At 46.2% G+C, this 22894-nt stretch carries 16 protein-coding genes and 1 tRNA gene; 5 read left to right on the plus strand and 12 right to left on the minus strand.

Annotation, left to right across the window (positions count from 1 at the left end; all coding sequences use genetic code 11):
- Positions 1–5 precede the first annotated feature (5 nt).
- The 6 genes from bglX to NSQ55_RS24505 all read right to left on the minus strand — a co-directional run bounded on the left by bglX (position 6) and on the right by NSQ55_RS24505 (position 7635).
- The gene (bglX, locus tag NSQ55_RS24480) at positions 6–2174 is read right to left on the minus strand and encodes a beta-glucosidase BglX (protein WP_076281897.1); all 2169 of its coding nucleotides are present in this window, start codon (positions 2172–2174) and stop codon (positions 6–8) included.
- Between the two features lie 109 nt (positions 2175–2283).
- Complete coding sequence (locus NSQ55_RS24485; protein ID WP_076129208.1) at positions 2284–3888, minus strand: extracellular solute-binding protein; 1605 nt, start codon at positions 3886–3888, stop codon at positions 2284–2286.
- A 57-nt stretch (positions 3889–3945) separates the two neighbouring features.
- On the minus strand, positions 3946–4821 hold the full coding sequence (locus NSQ55_RS24490; RefSeq protein WP_339169530.1) for a carbohydrate ABC transporter permease: 876 nt from the start codon (positions 4819–4821) through the stop codon (positions 3946–3948).
- Between the two features lie 40 nt (positions 4822–4861).
- Complete coding sequence (locus NSQ55_RS24495) at positions 4862–5785, minus strand: ABC transporter permease subunit (protein ID WP_036687012.1); 924 nt, start codon at positions 5783–5785, stop codon at positions 4862–4864.
- Positions 5786–5847: 62 nt separating this feature from the next.
- On the minus strand, positions 5848–6597 hold the full coding sequence (locus tag NSQ55_RS24500; RefSeq protein WP_076195222.1) for an alpha/beta hydrolase family protein: 750 nt from the start codon (positions 6595–6597) through the stop codon (positions 5848–5850).
- Between the two features lie 24 nt (positions 6598–6621).
- Positions 6622–7635 carry a LacI family DNA-binding transcriptional regulator gene (locus NSQ55_RS24505; protein WP_076142395.1) on the minus strand — a complete coding sequence of 338 codons (1014 nt, stop codon included), beginning with the start codon at positions 7633–7635 and terminating at the stop codon, positions 6622–6624.
- 444 nt (positions 7636–8079) lie between these two features.
- On the opposite strand from NSQ55_RS24505, the gene NSQ55_RS24510 reads away from it, so the two are divergent.
- Together NSQ55_RS24510 and NSQ55_RS24515 are read left to right on the plus strand one after the other, a co-directional pair.
- Positions 8080–8427, plus strand: coding sequence for a serine hydrolase (locus tag NSQ55_RS24510; RefSeq protein ID WP_339169534.1), 348 nt, complete (start codon positions 8080–8082; stop codon positions 8425–8427).
- Between the two features lie 2 nt (positions 8428–8429).
- Positions 8430–8987, plus strand: a complete 558-nt coding sequence (locus NSQ55_RS24515) for a serine hydrolase (RefSeq protein WP_339169535.1) — start codon at positions 8430–8432, stop codon at positions 8985–8987.
- A 3149-nt stretch (positions 8988–12136) separates the two neighbouring features.
- On the opposite strand, the gene NSQ55_RS24520 is transcribed toward NSQ55_RS24515, so the two are convergent.
- Positions 12137–12210 (minus strand) — tRNA-Arg (locus NSQ55_RS24520).
- A gap of 209 nt (positions 12211–12419) precedes the next feature.
- Entirely contained in the window at positions 12420–12776 is a 357-nt protein-coding gene (locus NSQ55_RS24525) for a hypothetical protein (RefSeq protein WP_036686975.1), read from the minus strand.
- Positions 12777–12920: 144 nt separating this feature from the next.
- On the opposite strand from NSQ55_RS24525, the gene asnB reads away from it, so the two are divergent.
- On the plus strand, positions 12921–14765 hold the full coding sequence (gene asnB, locus NSQ55_RS24530; RefSeq protein ID WP_076305145.1) for an asparagine synthase (glutamine-hydrolyzing): 1845 nt from the start codon (positions 12921–12923) through the stop codon (positions 14763–14765).
- A gap of 99 nt (positions 14766–14864) precedes the next feature.
- On the opposite strand, the gene NSQ55_RS24535 is transcribed toward asnB, so the two are convergent.
- The 4 genes from NSQ55_RS24535 to NSQ55_RS24550 all read right to left on the minus strand — a co-directional run bounded on the left by NSQ55_RS24535 (position 14865) and on the right by NSQ55_RS24550 (position 17784).
- Positions 14865–15701 (minus strand): aldo/keto reductase, encoded by an 837-nt coding sequence (locus NSQ55_RS24535; protein ID WP_076146344.1) that lies wholly within the window; start codon positions 15699–15701, stop codon positions 14865–14867.
- A gap of 155 nt (positions 15702–15856) precedes the next feature.
- Positions 15857–16312 carry a cupin domain-containing protein gene (locus NSQ55_RS24540; protein WP_036686965.1) on the minus strand — a complete coding sequence of 152 codons (456 nt, stop codon included), beginning with the start codon at positions 16310–16312 and terminating at the stop codon, positions 15857–15859.
- Between the two features lie 102 nt (positions 16313–16414).
- Complete coding sequence (locus tag NSQ55_RS24545) at positions 16415–17350, minus strand: SPFH domain-containing protein (protein ID WP_076129203.1); 936 nt, start codon at positions 17348–17350, stop codon at positions 16415–16417.
- Complete coding sequence (locus NSQ55_RS24550; protein WP_076129202.1) at positions 17350–17784, minus strand: NfeD family protein; 435 nt, start codon at positions 17782–17784, stop codon at positions 17350–17352. Before NSQ55_RS24550 ends, NSQ55_RS24545 begins: the two co-directional genes overlap by 1 nt.
- A gap of 602 nt (positions 17785–18386) precedes the next feature.
- Here NSQ55_RS24550 and NSQ55_RS24555 point away from each other — a divergent pair.
- Positions 18387–20354, plus strand: a complete 1968-nt coding sequence (locus NSQ55_RS24555) for a glycosyl hydrolase family 18 protein (protein WP_339169541.1) — start codon at positions 18387–18389, stop codon at positions 20352–20354.
- Positions 20355–20414: 60 nt separating this feature from the next.
- Positions 20415–22847 carry a glycosyl hydrolase family 18 protein gene (locus NSQ55_RS24560; RefSeq protein ID WP_339169543.1) on the plus strand — a complete coding sequence of 811 codons (2433 nt, stop codon included), beginning with the start codon at positions 20415–20417 and terminating at the stop codon, positions 22845–22847.
- The last annotated feature ends 47 nt before the right edge of the window (positions 22848–22894 follow it).

Consider the following 22894-nt stretch of genomic DNA (forward strand, 5'->3'; position numbering starts at 1 on the left):
TCTACTTATGCTAATGTTAAGCAAAAATCCCGTTCTTTAACCTCATTGCTGTTCGAACCGACGAATAATTTAAATCGTCCCGGATCGCTGCTAAAGCTTAGATCGCTATGATAGTAACGAAGCTGCTGTTCGGTAAGTGTAAAGGTCACTTCACGACTTTCCCCTGGTGAGAGGTTGATTTTGGCAAAATCCTTCAGTTCCTTCATTGGTCTGACGACCTCTCCGGAAATGTCTCGGATATACAGCTGCACTACCTCTTCCCCATCCACTTCTCCAGTATTGGTCACCGTAACTTTTATTTCAATAGGCTGATTTTCCGTCATGATATCACCGGACAGAATTGGTTCACTATAGCTAAATGTCGTATAGCTCAGTCCAAAACCAAATGGCAAAAGCGGTTCATTAGGAATGTCCAGATATTGCGAGACATAACGTTTGTCGGCACCCGGAGCATGAAGTGGGCGTCCAGTGTTGAAATGATTGTAATAGACTGGAATCTGCCCAACGGATACCGGGAAAGACATCGTTAATCTTCCTGAAGGATTCTCATCTCCATAAAGTAGACTGGCAATTGCCGCTCCGCCTTCACTGCCCGGGAACCAAGCTTCCAGAATAGCATCTGCATGCTCGTACACACCGGCCAAGTCTAGTGGACGTCCATTAAACAACACCACCACGATAGGCTTATTCAGCTGTTTCAGACGTTGTAAAAGCTCAAGCTGCGCTTCCGGCAAACGGATATCTGAACGGCTGCCCGCTTCTCCACTCATCTCTGAATGTTCACCAAGCGCCAGTACAATCACATCAGCTTGCTTAGCAGCCGCTTCCGCCTCCAGCCACTGTTCCTCTGTAAAGCTATCGACTCCAGAACCTTCTGCAACAGTAATCTTACCCGCACCTGCGCGAGCTTGAAGTGCTGGTGCAAGACGGCTTGCCTCTTCCGTTGAACCCAACCACGACCACGGTCCAAGAATATCACCGCTAGTAGCAAACGGTCCAATTAGCGCAATCCGTTGCTCTGCAGCAAGCGGCAGAACCTGATCATTCTTGAGCAGTACGCAGGATTTAGCCGCCAACTCACGCGCCGCATTTCGATGATCTTCACAGAAGATTACCTCACGCTCTTTCTCGACGTCAGCTCCGCGGAACGGATGCTCGAACAAGCCCAATCTTTGCTTCAATTTCAAAATACGAAGCACAGCTTCATCAATAATCTTTTCATCTACTTGTCCATCTGCAACAAGCGCCGGAAGCTGATGAACGTAACAAGCCGTCATCATCTCGATGTCTACACCAGCTTTGATGGCTTTAAGTGCTGCCTCAGCCTCATCCTCGGCGACACCATGTGGGATCAGTTCCTTCACTGCACCCCAATCCGAAATCAATACGCCATCAAATCCCCATTCCTCACGAAGCAGCTGGCGAAGCAGCTTGACGTTGCCGCTTATCGGAATCCCATCAATCGTATTAAATGAAGTCATGACCATCTCTGCACCTTCATCCAGTGCTGCACGATAGGCCGGCAGATAATATTCACGCAACTGCCGTTCCGATAAATCCACCGTATTATAATCACGACCGCCTTCGGATAGACCATAGGCAGCAAAGTGCTTAATACAAGCCGCCAGACGATCTACATCACCAGTCAAGTCGCTTCCTTGAAATCCGCGCACAAACGCACGGGCAAACCTACCATTCAAATATGGATCTTCTCCTGTAGATTCCATTACTCTTCCCCAACGTGGGTCCCGTACAAGATCCGCCATTGGCGCATAAGTAACGTGCACACCGGAGACTGCCGCTTCTTTAGCCGCAATCTCGGCGCTCAGCTCTGCGCGATCCATATCCCAAGAGCAGCCAATTGCCAGCGGGACCGGAAAAATCGTCTTGAAGCCATGCACAATATCCGCCATCATCAGCAAGGGAATGCCCAATCTATTTTTGCGTAAATGGGCTTCCTGAACCGCAATGACTTGCGCTGCACCTGATAGACCAAGTACAGAGCCGCTGCTCTCGATCATGTGGTCCGTAATTCCCATGGATGCCATAGGGCCAGTGATTTGTCCTCCATCCTCTGCCCCTTCATAGAAATTAGCGGCTAGCTGCTGCAATTGTGCAATCTTTTCTTCAAGCGTCATCTGGTTCAACAAGGTAGTCAGTTGCTGCTCATTCATTTCAAATCCTCCATTGTTCAATTCTGCCGATGCCTATGAATGGAAAAACCCGTGTGCAAGAATTGCACGCGGGTCCTGTAGGTTCATTCCTACATGCATAGGGCGAAAGCTATTTTTTTAGATTGTTTAGTTCATCTAGAACCGGCTGAACGAGGGATTGTTTGCTCTTAACCCATTCTTTCCAGTTCGCCTCTAGATCGCCTGGTTTCAAAATCAGGTTAGTGTATTCTGTAGCATAGTCAAAGGAAGCCTGATTTTTAGCCTTGGAATCATACAACTGGTAGTCCCAGTCATATTCAGCCGTTGCTTTGTCTTTTAACGCAAGCTCAGCTTTTTCCTTGAACAGTTCTACAGAACGATCGCGATATTCTTTTTTGATCGCAGGGTTCACGACACTAAAGTCATCCGCCAAGACATACAGTCCTTCAAAACGGTTCGGATATTTCTTATCCAATGTTGTTCCTTCAGGGAGTAGGCTGATTAATTCGCCATTTTCGCCTTTTTTCCAGTCTGTTCCTTCAAAGCCCAAGTTAACGGTCAATTGACCTTCTTTACTTGTTGTATATTCCATGAAGTCCATAATCCGTTCAAATTTCTCTTTGCTAATATCTGGCGAGAAGATTACAGCAGACCAGAAGTTAACTTGATCAAGGTTACGATATTTACCGTCATCGCCAAGTACAATAGCTGTGTGTACTAGGTCATCACTATTTACACCTAGGTTATCTTTCATTTTAACGTCCATGTCTTTTCTGTAAGAAGCCAAACCACCTAGACTCGTAATACCGGAAACACCGTTAACTGTGAACTTTTGGCCAGATTCACCATTTTTCCAAGTATAAAACTCAGGGTGCAGTAATCCTTCTTTATAAGTAGTTTGAAGTTCTTTCAGTGCCGCTAACGTTTCATCGTTGGCTGGACCCCATTGGTATTTGCCATCTGCATCTTTATAGAATGCTGACTCTACTCTGGAATGCACGCTATTAGCCATTACAATATTAGTCAAAGCATCGTTGATGTCATAAGAAATAGGAATGAGTTTATCTCCTACCTTGCCAGGGTCTTTCTCTTTAAGCAATCTAGCAAATTCCATCAGTTCTGTAGTAGTGTAAGCATCCTTCAATTCAAAACCAACGGCTTTAGCCCAGTCAGAACGCAGAGCAATTACTCCGATTTGGTTAATGAGCGGATCTGCCGGCTTGTTCTCAAAGTATACCGGTCTTGGCAGAACATAAGTGCCACCTACCGCTTTCTCCAATTCATCGCCAAGTCCTGTCAGCTTATAAGCGGCTGCCACATTCGGCCAGCGTTCTTTCCAGTCATCTGGCAGCTTGTACAGCAGCCCTTGATCAATGTAATTAAGCGCATCACCGTGAACATAGTTCCAGCTTGCTACGTCAGGAAGATCACCAGAGTTAATCCATAGGCGAAGCTTCTCAGCCCATGAATCCCATTCAATATAGTTGTAATCCCATTTAATATTGAACTTATCCGTAAAATATTTATGATACACGTTATCAAAATCAGATTCTGTTGTCTTAATGGTACTGGCTAACGAAATCTTCAACTCATCTTTATATCCATCTGTTGGATTGCCTGAATTTCCGCTATTAGCATTGTTGTCTGAGCTTGAGCATGCTGCCAACATGATTGGAGTAAGACATAAAACACCGGCAAGGATTGACTTTACAGATTTTCTTTTTAAAATATTCATTTTGTCCTCCTTAAATTGTGTGACTGACCCTCTTTTATATGGATAAATCATAAACCACTAGGTCTTGATAGCCCCTGTAAGTACCCCTTTGGCAAAGTGCTTTTGGAGCATTGGGAAGAAACACATAATAGGAACCATGGTAACGAATACTGCCGCCATTTTCATACCCATGGAGAATGATTGTTTACCCACTGCGTCAACACTTGTGGCATTCGATGCATTCACTTGGGCTTCCATAATGATAGATCGCAACACGTTCTGCAGTGGCATCTGATCCGCTTTCCGCAGGAAGATCATGGCGTCATACCATCCATTCCAGAAGGCTACTCCGTAGAACAATGTGATGGTAGCTACGATTGGAGCAGATAATGGCAGGACTACAGAGAACAGGATTCTCCATTCCCCAGCACCATCAAGTCGCGCAGATTCCATCAGGGACTCAGGCAGACTGCTAAAATAGTTCGACATCAGAATCAGGTTAAACGCACTGAAGCTTCCAGCCAGAATAACTGACCAAAGGTTGCCTGTCAGATGCAGATCCTTCATCACCAGGTACAAAGGTACAATCCCGCCATTAAAAATCATTGTGAACAGGACAAGCATAAAAATCAGCTTTTTACCCGGGAATTTATTGCGGCTAAGGCCGTAAGCCATACTTGTCGTTAAGAACAAGCTAAGCGGGAGTCCTAAGATTAAGATCTTAAAGGTATTCCAATACCCTGTCCCGATCCGCCCATCAGCAAAGAGTGCCCGATAGGATTCCAGTGTTGGGTTCTTCGGAAATAACATCATAGGGTTATCAGCGTATTCTTTTTGCGTAGAAAAAGAAATCATAATGACATTCCAGAATGGAATAAGAATGGCCAAAGCGCCTACACTCAGAATTACGAAAATCACATAATCCATAGCGGTCATTTTTTTATGGTCTTGCATAATGGTCAGCTTTTTTTACTCATACATTTGCACTCCTTTCTTACCGGAATAAACCGTCTCCGCCCATAAGTTTGGCAGCTCTGTCTGCCAGAATCAGCAGAATCATATTAACAAGTGAACGGAACAAACTGACTGCAGTGGAGAATGAAAAGTCTGTTGAGGACTGGAACGTGATTCGGTAGATATACACATCTAGTACTTCCGAGACGTTTTTCGTTGCAGCGTTGCTCAAGTTAAAGATTTGGTCAAATCCAGATGACATCAGGCCACCGACAGAAAGGATAAACATAATCGTAATCGTCGGAAGAATGTTAGGCAGAGTAATGCGGAACATTTGCTGCAAGCGTGTAGCACCATCAATCTGTGCGGATTCATATTGGTCTGTATCAATACCAGAGATAGCGGCCATAAAGATAATGGCTCCCCAACCTGCTGATTTCCAGATATCCGTAAGATACAACATCGGAACGAACATTTTTTCAGAACCCAGGAAGTTAATGCCTGTCCCGCCAAACATTTGAATGAGGCTGTTGACCAGACCATCATAGGAAAGCACATTGATAACAACCCCGGATACTACGATCCATGACAGGAAGTTCGGAAATGTAAACACCGTCTGTAAAGCTTTTTTGTAACGATTCATGCGCAGTTCATTCAGCAGCAATGCCAATATGATTGGAAAAGGGAACTGAATAATCAGCTTACCGATGTTAATGGTTAACGTTCTCCATACGGCGTCAATAAAAGCCGGGTCACGGAACACATAGGTGAAATTCTCGAATCCGCTCCATGGGCTGCCCCAAATTCCTAAATTCGCTTTAAAATCTTTAAAAGCCAGAGATAGACCACCCATCGGCAGATAAGCGAATAGGAAAAGCCACACTAGTCCAGGAAGCACCAGAGTATAGACCATTCTGTTCTTCCAGACTTCTCTTAGGAACAGTTGGAATCTGCTGTCGTTCATTTTTTTAGCCGGTATTGCAACTTCGGATTTCAATTTGCATCTCCTCACTCTGCTTATGTCTTTTAGTTGTACAAGAAATCAAAGGTTGTCTTCAGATGTTCCTCCCAGAATCGCCATTCATGAGTTCCAGGGGTCTCAACATACTGAAATTCATAAGGGGTCGTCTCCAGATAAGCAGCGAATTCCCGATTCATCTCCACAAACGGATCTTCCGAACCACAGCAAGTCAGAATCGAAGGCAGGTTACGTTTATCGTCGACCAATTTAGCGGCTAAAGCGTACAGATCCTGATCCGGCTTAATTTGTAAGCGTTTTCCAAAAGTACCCGCCATCTCCCTCGCCATGTCCTTGGACATTTGCGGATCGTTTAATCGTTTCTGGAGATCGGTAACTCCTGATAACGAAACCACTTTGCTGTAACGCTCGGGATAGGTAAGTCCACATTTCAGAGCGCCATACCCGCCCATCGATAAACCAGCGATATACGTCTTCTGCGGATTATCATCCAACCTCATCATTCGGCCACAAAGCTCGGGAAGCTCATGGGTCACATAGTGGAAGTAATCCAGTCCGTACTCCATGTCTGTATAATAGCTCCTGTTTACTTGGGGCATTATGACTGTACAACCATATTGACTTGCATACTGCTCAATAGTAGTCATCCTGTGCCAAGTACTGGCGTTATCACCAGCACCATGCAGCAGGTAGAGCGTTCCTCCAGACATGTTGCCTGAATCGACGGGGGAGATAATACTGATGGTCGTTGTCATTCTCAAGGTAGGAGAGCCTGTCTCAACTGTTAATAATGCCATGAGTTATCTCCTTTTCGTTCTTATTCATTTGTTTATTTTCTTGCAAGATCCCCGCTTAACCAGTACGGATTCGAATACCATATGTTTGTTTTGCGAATCACCTGTGATCAGGTCAAACAAAATTTCAACACTGGCCTTCGCCATATCCACTCCGGGTTGGCTGATCGTATCCAGAGATGGATGATAATATTCTGCCATTTCAATCCCGTCGAATCCGATGATCGAAACATCATTTGGAATTGATAAGCCCAAGGACAATAACGCCTTAGCCGCCCCAATGGCAATCGTATCTGATGCAGCAAAAACAGCAGTGATATCTTTTTTCTTATTGAGCAGACGTTTGGTAGCTGTAAAGCCTGAGCTTGGACTATATTCACAGTCCTCTACCATTGAAGGGTCGTACTCAATTCCATGCTCCTCAAGCGCCTTGATATAACCCATAAGCCGCCGGTTACCTGTTGTATTTTGCACCAGAGGAAATCTGGCCAAAAAGCAGATATTGCGATGTCCTAATGAGATTAAATAGCTGACAGCCTTATAAGATTCCTGAAGATCATCAATGATCACGCTTGAAAAAACAGCAGGATCGACTTCTTTTGTAGTCGTGATGGTAGTCAGAACAAATGGAATTTTTAATTGTTTGAATTTATCTTCGGAATGATCATACGTTCCGCCCATAAAAATTACGCCATATAGATTTTTTTCTTTTACAAGCTGTAGAGCGATATCGATCTCGTCTACTCCATCTTCTACATGCTGGATCATTAGCGGACATCCCCGCAGGTTCACCTGGCGTTCAACTTCTTTGATCATGTCGGCAAAAAACGGGTTTGAGATCCCTTTTACCATTAGCGCTATGGTATTAGATCGCGTTTTTTTCAAGTTGCTCGCATTACCGTTTGGAATATAGTTATGTTCTCTAACAACCGCCATCACTTTAGCTCTAGTTGTATCGCTTACAACACCGCTATTATTGATTACTCTGGAGACTGTGGCGATACCCACGCCTGATAGCCTTGCAATATCTTTGATATTCATATTTACCTTGCTCCACTCCTATGATGAGTCCCCCCTTCACCCGATGAAAATCAGGTTGTGGAAACGCATGAAATGATGGGAAACGTTTCCCACGACATCATTTTGAGTCCTTAGCGCGTTTTTTCCGCTTACTTCGTCCATTATGAACAGGTAATTTTTATAAGTCAACTAAAAACACAAAAAAAATTGTGATTCATCACTTTTTATTTGGTTAAAATTACAACAAGTCTATAGTTATTCAATCTATAAATTAGAAATAATTGGTATTTATATATCAAACAATAGTTTTCTTTGTTTTATTGACTTTAAAATAAGAATGGAATACCATCAATTTAGTGATTTTCATCGCAATAACAGAAAACGTTTCCACTCATTTTTCTAGTTTTTCTTTTTGTCACTTCGCTATCCTAGCTAAGAATATCAAGAGAAAGAAGGACTCTTTTTATGTTGAACATGGCTCCATTCGCAGCTAAGGCTCGTGAACGAAACCTGAATATTTTCAATGTTCGTGTGCTTCAAAACGGAAACCTTGTGGGAAAACTGGATCTCACGGAGGATATTCGGCGCTTGCAGCATTCCGTCAGCAAGTCTTTTACTTGTATGGCAGTAGGTCTTGCCATTGATGAAGGGAAGCTGACACTGGAAACAACGCTTAAAGATGTTTTTCCGGAGTATGCCTCTCCTCTTAAACCAACACCTCCATCCATGCAGCCCGGAGATATAACTTTGTTCGATTTGCTGCGAATGAGTACAGGGCACGACTCCCTCCATTTTGGGCTGAAGAGAGATTAGCCTTGAAGGATAAAAATTGGGTGCAGCATTATTTGGCTCTGACTTTAGACAGAGCTCCAGGAGAGAAATTTACATACAGCAGCGGAGATACCATTATGATCTCTGCAATGGTGCAAGCCCGCGTCGGGCAAACCGTAAAGGATTATCTGGTACCTCGTTTGTTTGCACCTCTGGGCATAAACAATGTCGATTGGGAAACAACACCTCAAGGGGTAACCCTTGGCTGTGCCGGACTTCAGATTAACACGGAAGAGTTAAGCCGGTTTGGACAGCTGCTTTTACAGCAAGGAAAGTGGCAGGGCCAGCAACTGATCCCCGCAGCATGGATCGATTTTGTTACACAAAAACAGATCGACAATGATGGAAACGGCGACTGGGGAGAAGGATACGGCTGTCAATTCTGGCTCTGCTCCCACGACGCTTACCGTGCCGATGGCGCTCATGGACAATTCTGTCTTGTGGTGCCGGACGCTCAAGCAGTCATTGCAATTAACAGCATGGAAGATAACATGCAGGGAATCCTGGATACCGTCTGGGAGGAAATCTGGCCGCTTCTTTAGGAGCGGTCTTTTTTTATGGCTTGAGGTTAGCGTGCGCATAATGGGTAATTTACATTCTTCGGCGATTAGTACTTAACACCGCCAAGTAACCAGCGCTGTCTCAGGCTGAGGAGGCTTGCGGACTCAGGTGACGTTATTTACTCTTTTATCGCCTTTTGAGCAACGTTTCGGACTCCAGTGCAGCTATTCCTGAGAAAGTAGCTCTTTTGGGGCACGTTTGGCATCAATAGTGACGATGGAGTCCGATGACATCGCAAATGTGGCGCTTTTCAGCATTTAAGGTCATCTGGGTCCGATAGCTGCTGCGTATGTACAATATAAGTAACTCATCACACCAAGTAACCAGCATTACTCAGACCGAGGATGCTTGCGGACTCAGATGATGTTATTTACTCTTTTATCGCCTTACGAGCAACGTTTCGGACTCCAGTGCAGCTATTCCTGAGAAAGTAGCTCTTTTGGGGCACGTTTGGCACCAATAGCGACGATGGAGTCCGATAAAATCGCAAATCCCGCACTTTTCAGCATTTAAGGTCCTCTGGGTCCGATAGCTGCTGCGTATGTACAAAATAAGTAACTCATCACACCAAGTAACCAGCACTTTCTGAGACTGAGGAGGCACGCGGACTCAGATGACGTTATTTACTCTTTTATCGCCTTTTGAGCAACGTTTCGGACTCCAGTGCAGCTATTCCTGAGAAAGTAGCTCTTTTGGGGCACGTTTGGCACCAATAGCGACGATGGAGTCCGATAAAATCGCAAATCCCGCACTTTTCAGCATTTAAGGTCCTCTGGGTCCGATAGCTGCTGCATATGTGCAAATGTGGGCTAGATGATGGAAGTTTGATGTTCAACGATGATAAGTAACTAAACACGCCCAAGCATTCACACCAATAAATGCTCAAACCGTAAGTCCCCACCGCCTACAAATAGCTCAACACACCAAGTAACCAGCATTACTCAGACCGAGGATGCTTGCGGACTCAGATGACGTTATTTATTCTTTTATCGCCTTTTGAGCAACGTTTCGGACTCCAGTGCAGCTATTGCTGAGAAAGTAGCTTTTCAGCATTTAAGGTCCTCTGGGTCCGATAGCTGCTGCGTATGTGCAAAATAAGTAACTCATCACACCAAGTAACCAGCACTTTCTGTTGCTGAGGAGGCACGCGGACTCAGATGAACTTATTTGCTCATTTATCACCTTTTGAGCAACGTTTCGGACTCCACTACAGCTATTGCTGAGAAAGTAGCTCATTTGGGGCACGTTTGGCATCAATAGCGACCATGGAGTCCGATCACATCGCAAATGTGGGACTTTTCAGTATTTAAGGTCCTCTGGGTCCGATAGCTGCTGCGTATGTGCAAAATAAGTAACTCATCACACCAAGTAACCAGCACTTTCTGTTGCTGAGGAGGCACGCGGACTCAGATGAACTTATTTGCTCATTTATCACCTTTTGAGCAACGTTTCGGACTCCACTACAGCTATTGCTGAGAAAGTAGCTCATTTGGGGCACGTTTGGCATCAATAGCGACCATGGAGTCCGATCACATCGCAAATGTGGGACTTTTCAGTATTTAAGGTCCTCTGGGTCCGATAGTTGCTGCGTATGTACAAAATAAGTAACTCATCACACCAAGTAACCAGCACTTTCTGAGACTGAGGAGGCACGCGGACTCAGATGACGTTATTTACTCTTTTATCGCCTTTTGAGCAACGTTTCGGACTCCACTGCAGCTATTGCTGAGAAAGTGGCTTATTTGGGGCACGTTTGGCACCAATAGCGACGATGGAGTCCGATAACATCGCAAATCCCGCACTTTTCAGCATTTAAGGTCCTCTGGGTCCGATAGTTGCTGCGTATGTACAAAATAAGTAACTCATCACACCAAGTAACCAGCACTTTCTGAGACTGAGGAGGCACGCGGACTCAGATGACGTTATTTACTCTTTTATCGCCTTTTGAGCAACGTTTCGGACTCCAGTGCAGCTATTCCTGAGAAAGTAGCTCTTTTGGGGCACGTTTGGCATTTGACGAGGAGTCCGATAACATCGCAAATGTGGCACTTTTCAGCATTTAAGGTCATCTGGGTCCGATAGCTGCTGCGTATTTACAAAATAAGTAACTCATCACACCAAGTAACCAGTATTTCCTGAGACTGAGGAAGCTCGCGGACTCAGATGACGTTATTTACTCTTTTATCGCCTTTTGAGCAACGTTTCGGACTCCAGTGCAGCTATTGCTGAGAAAGTGGCTTATTTGGGGCACGTTTGGCATCAATAGTGACGATGGAGTCCGATAACATCGCAAATGTGGCACTTTTCAGCATTTAAGGTCATCTGGGTCCGATAGCTGCTGCGTATTTACAAAATAAGTAACTCATCACACCAAGTAACCAGTATTTCCTGAGACTGAGGAAGCTCGCGGACTCAGATGACGTTATTTACTCTTTTATCGCCTTTTGAGCAACGTTTCGGACTCCAGTGCAGCTATTGCTGAGAAAGTGGCTTATTTGGGGCACGTTTGGCACCAGTAGCGACGATGGAGTCCGATAACATCGCAAATGTGGCACTTTTCAGCATTTAAGATCCACTGAGTCCGATAGTTGTTGCGTATGTACAAATGTGGGCTAGATGCTGGAAGCTTGATGTTCTATGATGGTTAGTAGCTCAACACGCCCAAGCGTTCACACCAAGAAGTACTCAAACCGTAAGTCCCCACCGCCAAACATGCCAAGCAGTCAACACCAATAGATGTACAACACCAAGTAACCAGCATTACTCAGACCGAGGATGCTTGCGGACTCAGATGATGTTATTTACTCTTTTATCGCCTTTTGAGCAACGTTTCGGACTCCACAGCAGCTATTCTTGAGAAAGCGGCTCTTTTGGGGCACGTTTGGCATCAATAGTGACGATGGAGTCCGATGACATCGCAAATGTGGCATTTTTCAGCTTTTAAGGTCATCTGGGTCCGATAGTTGCTGCGTATGTACAAATGCGGGCTAGATGCTGGAAGTTTAATGTTCAACGATGACTCGAATTTCGACGTTTAGATCAAGAAGGAAGACAAAGCACCCCGTGTGTGACCTCGAACTAAAACTCGCGCACGCAAAAACAGCCTTCCCGAAGGAAGGCTGTTAATTGACGTCCCGGAAGGGATTCGAACCCCTGACCGTGCGCTTAGAAGGCGCATGCTCTATCCAGCTGAGCTACCGGGACATATAAGAAATAAATACTATGTATTGACGCAACGATATTTATTATACCTTATTCAGCGGATTTTTCAAGTCAAAACAACTTAGAAAAATAATAAAAGTGTTTCCGATGCAGCTTTTTCACACGTCAGCGTTACCACAGGAAATGAAAAAAACGGCATTTCTGCCGTCCTTTTCATCCATTCCAGTGTACATTTTACAAACCTTCGCTATTTACTCCAGCTTTCGAAAACGCTTCTCCAGCTGCTTTTTTAAATCCCCAAAAGTGAGTAATTCTCGTTGAAACTTGGAATGCTCATCTTCTGGCGACATGAAGTTACTGCCTGTAAATGCACTCGAGGTCACATCTTGAAAAGCGTCATGCATATTGTTATCAAACCAATCGGTGGAGGTATCAGCATCATTAGTCAGAATACGGACAATCTCATATCCTTCTTCACGCCGATCCTCAACGATATACACCAAAAGCGCAGGATCACTAACAGCACCCGGCAAAACACCCACTTCTGCACAAGGCGCACCATCGTACTCCATCATTCTGCGAATTTTGGCGTCTTTAATATAATACACCTGTCATCCTTCCCTCCTGGCAAATTCCCCTCTCCCCTAGTGTTCGGATAAGGACATACATTTTATGCCTTCCTTCGGCATATATCTGTATTACTTGGCAAAAAAGTAAGGACAACAATCGCACAAAAGAGAGGATGAACCATCATGTGCGGAATAACCGGATTTATCCAGTGGCGCGGAGATCTCACTCAGCACTCGCAGCTGCTGGTCAAAATGACTGAAACTTTAGCAAACCGCGGCCCCGATGCAGCCGGAACCTGGATCTCAGGCCCCTGTGCTTTCGGTCACCGCAGACTTAGCGTTATCGATCCGGAGAACGGTGCCCAGCCCATGATCACCCGCCATGAGGAACAGGTATACGCGATTGTTTACAACGGCGAATTATATAACGCCCTCGAACTCAAACAGGAACTTAAGCAGCGAGGGCATCAATTCCGCACCCAGTGCGATACAGAAGTGCTGCTGCATTCCTATATCGAATGGGGGCCGGATTGCGCAGAGAAGCTCAATGGAATCTTTGCTTTTGCAGTATGGGACGGTCTGCGGGACCAAGTCTTTTTTGCACGTGACCGTTTAGGTGTGAAACCCCTGTTCTACAGCAAGGTTGATGATGTCCTGGTTTTTGGCTCAGAGCCTAAAGCGTTACTACAGCATCCCAAGGTACAACCAATCGTCGGTCCTGAAGGTCTCGCAGAAATCTTCATCATCGGTCCAGCGCGTACACCGGGTCATGGTGTTTATAAGGATATGCAAGAGCTTCGTCCAGGTCATGCTATGATCTATAGCCGTGAAGGTCTGCGCAGTTATACCTATTGGAAGCTGGAGAGCGCAAAGCATACTGACAATGAAGCAGAGACAGCCGCTAAGGTGCGTGAACTGCTCCAAGATACACTCGAACGCCAACTGGTCTCAGACGTCCCTGTTTGCTCTCTTTTGTCGGGAGGGCTGGATTCCAGTGCGCTGACGGCACTTGCAGTGGATTACTACAACCGGAATGGTCAGGGACAAGTGGATACTTATTCCGTAGACTATGTAGATAACGACAAACATTTCAAAAGTCATACTTTCCAGCCGGGAGCAGATGGGCCCTGGATTAAACGAATGGTCGATGAATTGAATACAAATCACCACTACATCTCGTTCGATACTCCGGAGCTTGTAGAAGCGCTGGATAATGCTTTGTACACTAGGGATTTACCAGGGATGACCGATGTGGACTCTTCGTTGTACTTATTTTGCCGGGAGATTAAAAAGAACGCGACAGTAGCTATTTCCGGTGAAGCGGCGGATGAGATTTTTGGCGGATACCCTTGGTTCCACCGTGAGGAAATGCTCTCCTCAGGCACTTTTCCTTGGTCAGTTGCGCCGAAAATGCGTGCAAGTCTACTTTCCCCAGAAATTAACGAGTGGATTCGTCCACTGGAATATTTGGGTGACAGATATAGCGATGCGGTGGCTGAAGTTCCAAAGTTGGATGGAGAAACAGGAAAACAAGCACAAATGCGCGTCATGTCCTATCTGAATATCACCCGCTTCATGCCTACTCTGCTAGACCGTAAAGACCGAATGAGCATGGGCGCAGGGCTAGAGGTACGTGTTCCATATTGTGATCACCGACTCGTTCAATATGTATTTAATATTCCGTGGGAAATCAAGAATCTGGGGGGCCGTGAAAAAGGGATTTTACGTAAATCTCTTGAAGGCATTCTTCCAGACGATGTGCTCTACCGCAAAAAAAGCCCTTACCCCAAAACTCATAATCCTGCCTATTTAAATGCGGTACGAACTCAGGTATTAAACATTCTGGATGACTCCACTTCCCCCCTACTTCCGCTAATTGATGCTGCCAAAATCCGTGAGATCGCCGCTTCCCCGGAATCCTCAACCAATCTGCCTTGGTTCGGCCAGCTCATGTCCGGTCCTCAGCTGTTTGCTTACCTCGCCCAAGTGGATCTCTGGCTGCGTAAATATAACGTCTCCATCCAATAAGCACGTAGAGAACTGAGGTAACCGACAAGCCAAACAGCAAGTCCCCGTATCCGGTGGCTTGCTGTTTGGCTTGTATTTGCAATAATTACTCTACGATCTTTAAAAATTAAAGTTGTCCGGGTCCGGGCCAAATCGATGGTCTTTGTTCAAGCCCTCGATAGCTTTGACATCCTCATCACTAAGCGTAAAGTCAAAGAATCCCGCATTCTCCTTGATTCGATCCGCATGTACGGATTTAGGAATCGTAATGACACCTTGCTGCAAATCCCAGCGAAGTACAATTTGAGCAGGGGTCTTGCCATACTTCTCAGCCAACTCGTTTAAGAGTGGTAGATCAAGATTCCCCTGCATTAATGGACTCCATGCTTCAAGCTGAATGCCCTGTTCATTGGCATATTTCAGCAGCTCGCGCTGAGTCAACAGCGGATGGAATTCCACCTGATTCACCACAGGCACCACTCCGGTATCCTCGATGATATCTTTCAGATGATGAACCTGAAAATTGCTCACGCCGATAGATTTGATGAGGCCTTCTTTTTGCAGATGAATTAAGGCCTTCCATGTCTCACGATATTTCCCTGCCACCGGCCAGTGTATGAGATACAGATCTAGATAGTCCAGACCCAGCTTGCGCCGGCTATCCTCGAACGCTTTTAGCGTAGATTCATAACCTTGATCAGGATTTCGTACTTTAGTCGTAATAAACAACTCATCACGGGCCACTCCACAATCACGAATAGCTTGTCCTACGCCTTCTTCGTTATTGTATCCGGCTGCCGTATCAATACTGCGATATCCTAATTCCACTGCGGTTTTGACCGCATGAATAACCTCTTCGCCATCTTTAGTCTTATACACGCCAAGACCCAGCCACGGCATGGTCACCCCGTCATTTAAAGTAGGACCACCCGAGAACGGTGCATTCAATTCACTCATCGCTTAACCCTCCAAGCTTATTGTTATTTCGTTAAACATACTTAACCTATTTATCCACTTAAGAAGCAAACGCTACCATAAAAAGTATAGCAGATGGCTTCATCATTCCCCAAATCCTTATAAAAAAACGGAGGCGTAAGCGCCCCCGCTCTTCTTTATTTCTCAATTAGTTTGAAATCATCAAAATGGAATTCAGGAGAAACAATACAGGATACCAGCGTCGGTTCTTTGCCTAACGAGCGCGCGGCCTGCCATACTCCCGCTGGAACAACCACTTGTGGCTGCTGGCCTGCAGCAATATCGAGACCCAGAATAACTTCCTGCACATCCTCAGGCTTATCTCCATTACCTCCGAGACTTAGCACGATTGGACTACCGGAATGCCACAACCAAACTTCATCGGACAATACAGTATGCCAATCAGATTGTTCGCCTTCGTGAAGTAAAAAATAAATTGAAGATGCCGAATGACGTGATCCAGAATAGCTATCGCCTAACACTTCCTGCGAAATTTCAAATTCCGAATTCCAAAGTCTTTTGTACCAACCACCCTCAACGTGAGGCTGTAATCCAAGCAGTTCAACTAGCGGTGAAATTTCTTTTTGCGTCACAGTAGCTTCTCTCCTTCAAAGTTAGCATGAACAACAATAGCTTCATATGCATAAGGTTGTTTTTGCTTTTTACTTTAACGGAATAAGCTCGAATTGTAAAATCTATTTACTGTCCTTGCTCGCTTTGAAGACTTCCGCAATCGCTCCAAGACTTCCCAGTGTTTCAACAGCGCTAGTTGGCAAGAACACTTTATTAGCAGGACCTTTGGCAATCTCAGCCAGAGCCTCGAAGGAACGATAAGCCAGAACATGCTCATCCAGACCTGCCGAACGAATCAGCTCAATGCGTGATTTTTCTGCTTCTGCCACGGCTTGAATCGCTTTAGCCTCACCGTGTGCTTCCAGCTCCTGCGCCTGGCGTGAACCCTCTGCTTGACGGATACGCGCTTCTTTATCGCCTTCTGCTTTTAGAATCTTGCTCTGTTTATCCCCTTCAGCGCGTAGGATCATATCCTGCTTGGCAGCTTCCGCCTCCAAAACAATGGCACGTTTGCTCCGCTCTGCTTTCATCTGCTTATCCATCGCTTCCTGAATATCCAACGGCGGTTTGATATCGATAACTTCCACACGCTCGATCCGCACGCCCCACTTCTCAGTAGCTTCATCGAGAGCAAGACGGATATCCGTCGAAATCTTTTCCCGTCCAGACAAGGTCTCATCCAATTCCAGCTTACCGATGATTTGCCGCATTGTTGCCGTCGAAATGTTTCTTACCCCATACACATAATCAGAAATACCATAAGTAGCTTCCTCTGGTCCAACCACCTGGTAGAAAATAATCGTATCAATCTGCACCTGCACGTTATCCTTTGTAATTACCGTTTGCGGAGGTACATTCGCTTGTTGAATCCGTAAATCATGGTACGTGCGCACCTGATCAATTACAGGAATCAGAATGTTCAACCCCGGTGTCAGCAGACGATTAAATTTACCGAGCCTTTCCACTACGCCTACCCGTTGCTGTGGTACGATTTTGACTGTTAATGCCACAAAAACTACGACCACTACAATAATAATTGCGATAATTGCCCATTGCATTAGTTCATTTCCCCCCATCGTTCTACTTCGATAATCGTCGTGCCTCTTTTCACTACTCTTACAACCTCATCCTTGCCCAGATTCTGATCAGAGCTCGCGCTCCACGTATCTCCGCCTACCTTCACTTGCCCGTAACGTCCCTGCTCTATCGGCTCAACAACTACTCCTTGCCTACCGATGATTTCTGTACCTGTATCCTTGAACCCACGTGAATGGCGAAATCTAGAAACCAGTGGTTTCGAGAATATAGTCAGACCAAGTGCGACCAGTGATCCAAGGACCACCTGAAACAAAATGGCTTCGGGAACAATCAGCGACACCAAACCTGCGGCCAAAGCACCAATACTAAGCCACAATAAATAAAAAGTAAGCGTCATCATCTCAACAACAAACAGGACACCGGCTGCGATCAGCCAAAACACCCACACAACCATCGGTGAGCCCACCACCTTCCGTATGATACTACTATAACGAAAAGAAACAACGATGCGTTGCATAGTTCCATAAAAAAATATTTCAGGCATGTATATGATTTATATTCATTACATCGGTGGTTATGTGTTTCTTCATGAGTTTCTTGATAAAAGGCGAGTATACAAATCCAAAAGGGTTCACTTTTTGAAGAGTCACTATAAATTAGAAAATTGTCCCCCTATATCACCTGATTTTATCCCTAGCGCAATTGCAAGCTATGCTTGAGAATAAGAGTTACCATCACCCATTTATATCTAATTCATCCTAATTATCCAACTTCCAAACATCCTCCTCTATTCATTCAAACCATACACAGCATGTTACATCTTTAAAAATCCATGAAACAGCAGCACACAAAAAGCATAAAAGAAAGCGCTTACCGATTGGGTAAGGCTTGATTTGGACCGCTGCTTTTTTGCTGCTGAATCTACGAATTGAACTTCAATAGAATGATAGGGACGCCAAGGGTGATGGTGCACTACAACCGACGGGAGGTGAAGGTCAGGACATCTTGCCGAAAAGAATTTCGAACTACACTTTGAATCTAGGAGGTAGAAATTCAATGATCTTCACGAAAAAAGCTTCACGCAAAACCTTTGCAATTGCGATGATCGCCGCGCTTGTTCTGACACTCTTTTCCACCCTGGGCGGCAGTCCCAAAACAGCCAACGCCGCACAGGATTACAAACTGGTTGGTTATTACGCTTCATGGGCCGCTTACGGGCGTGCTTACAATGTAACTGATATCGATCCTACCAAAATGAATGTCATTAACTACGCTTTTGCGGATATTTGTTGGAATGGCATCCATGGCAATCCCGACCCCACCGGACCTAATCCGGTGACCTGGTCTTGCCAGAATGAGCAAGGCCAAGCCATCAGCGTTCCGAACGGTACGATTGTTCTTGGTGACCCGTGGATTGACACTGGAAAAAGCTTCGGGGATGACAAATGGGATGATCCCATCAAAGGTAACCTGAAGCAGCTATGGAAGCTGAAGGAAAAGAACCCTAACCTGAAGACCCTAATCTCCGTTGGGGGCTGGACCTGGTCGAACCGTTTCTCGGATGTAGCTGCGACAGCTGCGACCCGTGAGGTTTTTGCCAATTCCGCGGTTGATTTTATTCGAAAATACAAGATGGACGGCGTGGATCTCGACTGGGAATATCCAGTAAGTGGTGGACTCGCAGGCAATAGCTACCGTCCTGAAGATAAAGAAAACTATGTACTGCTGCTGCAAAAAGTTCGCGAAAAGCTGAATACAGCCGGCGCGGCGGATGGAAAAACCTATCTGCTGACCATTGCTTCCGGGGCAGGCCCAACGTACATCAACAATAATAATCTGGCCGGCATTGCTTCCGTTGTCGACTGGATCAATATTATGACCTATGACTTTAATGGGAGCTGGAACACCACCACCGGACATAATGCTCCGTTGTACTATGATCCCGCAGCTTCCGCTTCGGGCTTAACCGAACCGCAAAATTTTAACATCGATAAAGCGGTAACCTCCTATCTTGCGAATGGTGTACCTGCGAACAAGCTTGTACTTGGCATGGCTTTTTACGGTCGTGGTTGGGGCGGAGCTCCTGCTTCAGGAAACGGCCAATATCAGGTGTCCGCTGGCATCTCACCAACGGGTACATGGGAAAAAGGCAGCTATGATTTCTATGATCTCGAAGCCAATTATATCAACAAAAACGGTTATACCCGCTATTGGAATGATACATCCAAAGTGCCTTATCTCTATAATCCAACAAATCAAACCTTTATCAGCTATGACGACGTAGAATCCTTTGGCCACAAGATCAGCTACCTGAAGTCCAAAGGTCTTGCAGGTGCTATGTTCTGGGAAACAAGTGGTGACCGGAACAAAACACTAACCAATAAACTAAACGCCGATCTTGGTGGCGGAGTGGTGCAGCCGACACCGACACCATCCACATCACCAACACCAACTGCAACCGCTACACCTACTGCAACTCCAACTGCAACACCAACACCAACGCCAACTGCAACCGTGACGCCAACCCCAACGCCTACACCGGGACAATGTTCAGCAGCGACCTGGGGTGCAACAACCGTATACACTGGCGGACAGCGTGTCTCCTACAATGGCTCAGTCTATGAAGCCAAGTGGTGGACGCAAGGGGATCGTCCTGATCTTAGCGGAACTGATGGGGTCTGGAAATTCATCAGCGTATGCGGAACAGCGACACCAACACCAACTGCAACTGTGGCCCCAACTTTAACACCTACGGTAGCACCAACGGTAGCACCAACGCCTACCGCAACCGTTGCACCTACGCCTACTTTAGCGCCAACGCCAACTGCAACCGTTGCACCTACACAAACTCCTTTACCTACCGCTACGCCTACTTCGGAAGGGTCTAGCTGGGGAACAGGCGTTGCGTACAAAACAGGTGATGTCGTCGCTTATAACGGAAAAACATATACCTGCTTGCAGCCCCACACTTCACTTCAGGGCTGGGAGCCAGCCACCACACCTGCGCTATGGAAGCTCAATTAAAGACTTGCAGGAAGCATCGTTCCTGAAATAACATTATCCCCCTTTGGAGGTATATTAAATATGATTGCAAAAGCACGTGCTAAGCGCAAAATATCCATAAGTTACCTTGCTGCGCTAATGAGCCTAATCGTTCTGGTTCCACTTTACACCGGGACAGGTGCATCCTTACCAGTGGCCCATGCCGCGGAAACAACACCTTCCGCTCCCGCTCCAGCAGCTGATCATCCTCGCAAAATCGTTGCTTACTTCCCAGAGTGGGGCGATCAGGAGAACAAAGGATTTTACACCGTAGACAAGATTCCGTGGGATAAAATTACCCATATTAACTACGCCTTCGCCAAGGTAAATCCTCAAACGAACAAGATTGATCTCATGGACCGTACAGCTGCAATCGAAAAAGACTATCCCGGTCAGCTGACCACCCTGCCTTTTAAGGGGCATTTTAACCAACTGGTTAAGTACAAACAGCTCTATCCTGATGTCCGCACCCTGATTTCTGTTGGCGGCTGGTCGGGTTCCGGAGGGTTCTTCAACATGGCGAATTCAGAAGCCGGGCGAGAAGCTTTTGCCAATAGTGTTGTGGATTTTCTGCGTACCTATCAGTTCAACGGAGTAGACATCGATTGGGAGTACCCTTCTGGCACTGGGCAGTCCGGTAATCCTAACGATTTTGCCGTGGCAGAACCGCTGCGTACAGTTAATTACAACAACTACGTTCTTCTTATGAAAAAACTTCGCGAAAAGCTCGATCTGGCAGGTTCACAAGACAATCAGAAATATGACCTGACCATTGCGGCCACCGCCTCTTCCTGGATTCTTGGGGGCATGAAGCTTGGGGAAGCCAATCAGTATTTAGACTGGGCGAACCTTATGACCTATGATTTCCATGGGGCTTGGAATGGATATGTAGGGCCGCATTCTGCATTGTACCCGGATTCCCGCGATACTGAAACTGCTGCGCTGGGCACTCCGGTTCTAAATACCGACTGGGCGGTCCGATACTATCTTGGAACGCTTCCTCCGGAAAAAATCGTGATTGGAGTTCCTTATTATTCACGAGGCTGGAAAAATGTGAATGGAGGCATCAACAATACCGGCCTTTACGGCACAGCTCCGACAACCGGTGGGGGAGCAGATGGCCAATACGGGATCTGGAATGATCCCGCACCAGAGCAGCCTGCTGGTGCAAATCCGATCTGGCATGTGCTAAATCTGCTCAAAGATCCAGCGAATAAGCGCTACTTCGATCCTGTTACCAAAACACCGTACTTGTTCAACGCAGACAAGAAGATTTTTCTTACGTATGAAGATAAGGAATCGCTAGGCTACAAGCTGGATTACATCAAGCAAAAAGGCTTGGGAGGTATGATGTTCTGGGAACTAACGGGCGATTACTCTGAGCAGAGCGATGGCACTTATACGTATGGCAATTCTCTGACCGATTTTGCCTATGATCAGCTGAAGACAGCCTCGCCGCCGGGCGGAGCTCCTAAGCCGCAGTTGCCTGAACCTAAAAACTTCAACCTCAGCTTCAGCGGCGCCTATGATCATCCGAACTATACCTATTCATTAAAAATAACGAACAATACCGGCACAGATATTTCCGGTGGCTGGAAGCTGGAGTTCGACCTGCCAACAACTACAACCCTAACCTCGGCATGGGGAGCCGGTAGCGTTGAGCAAATCTCCACGGCCTGGGATTTCAACCGCTACCGTATTACAGGTACAGCTACTCAAACTATTGCGAATGGAGCTTCACTTGAAATTCCGGGTATGATGAAGCTGAACTTTTCAGGCGGTCCACAGCGAATCACCCTGAACGGAAACTCGTCCCAACAGGAATACGATAAACTGTACGGAGGCATTACACCTACGCCAACACCAACACCGTCTGCATCACCGACACCGACTCCGACGACTACACCAACACCAACACCTACAACAACACCGACTCCGACGGCAACCGTGACGCCAACGCCAACTGTAGCGCCAACACCTACTCCTACGCCGGGACAATGTTCGGCAGCTACATGGAATGCGGTAACCGCATATACTGGCGGACAACGCGTTTCCTACAGCGGCTCACTCTATGAAGCCAAGTGGTGGACACAGGGAGACCGTCCCGATCTTAGCGGACCGGACGGTGTCTGGAAATACATCAGCGTGTGTGGAACAGCAACTTCTACACCAACGGCAACTGTAGCTCCAACAGTAACACCGACTTTGACACCAACGGTGGCACCGACGCCTACTGCAACCGTTACTCCAGCGCCTACGGTGGCACCAACGCCCACCGCAACCGTAACACCCACGCAAACTCCATTACCGACTGCTACACCTACTTCGGGAGGGTCTAGCTGGGTAACAGGAGTTGCTTATAAAGTAGGTGATGTCGTTGCCTACAGTGGAAAAACGTATACCTGCTTGCAGCCTCACACTTCACTTCAGGGGTGGGAGCCAGCTTCCACACCTGCTCTTTGGAAGCTGATATAATCCGGTGCTCTCCTTGATTCCAACAAGGAGAACATCCCATTATTAGT

Origin of the sequence: Paenibacillus sp. FSL H7-0943, from assembly GCF_037963265.1 — a bacterium.
GTDB classification, from domain to species: Bacteria; Bacillota; Bacilli; order Paenibacillales; family Paenibacillaceae; genus Paenibacillus_AQ; species Paenibacillus_AQ odorifer.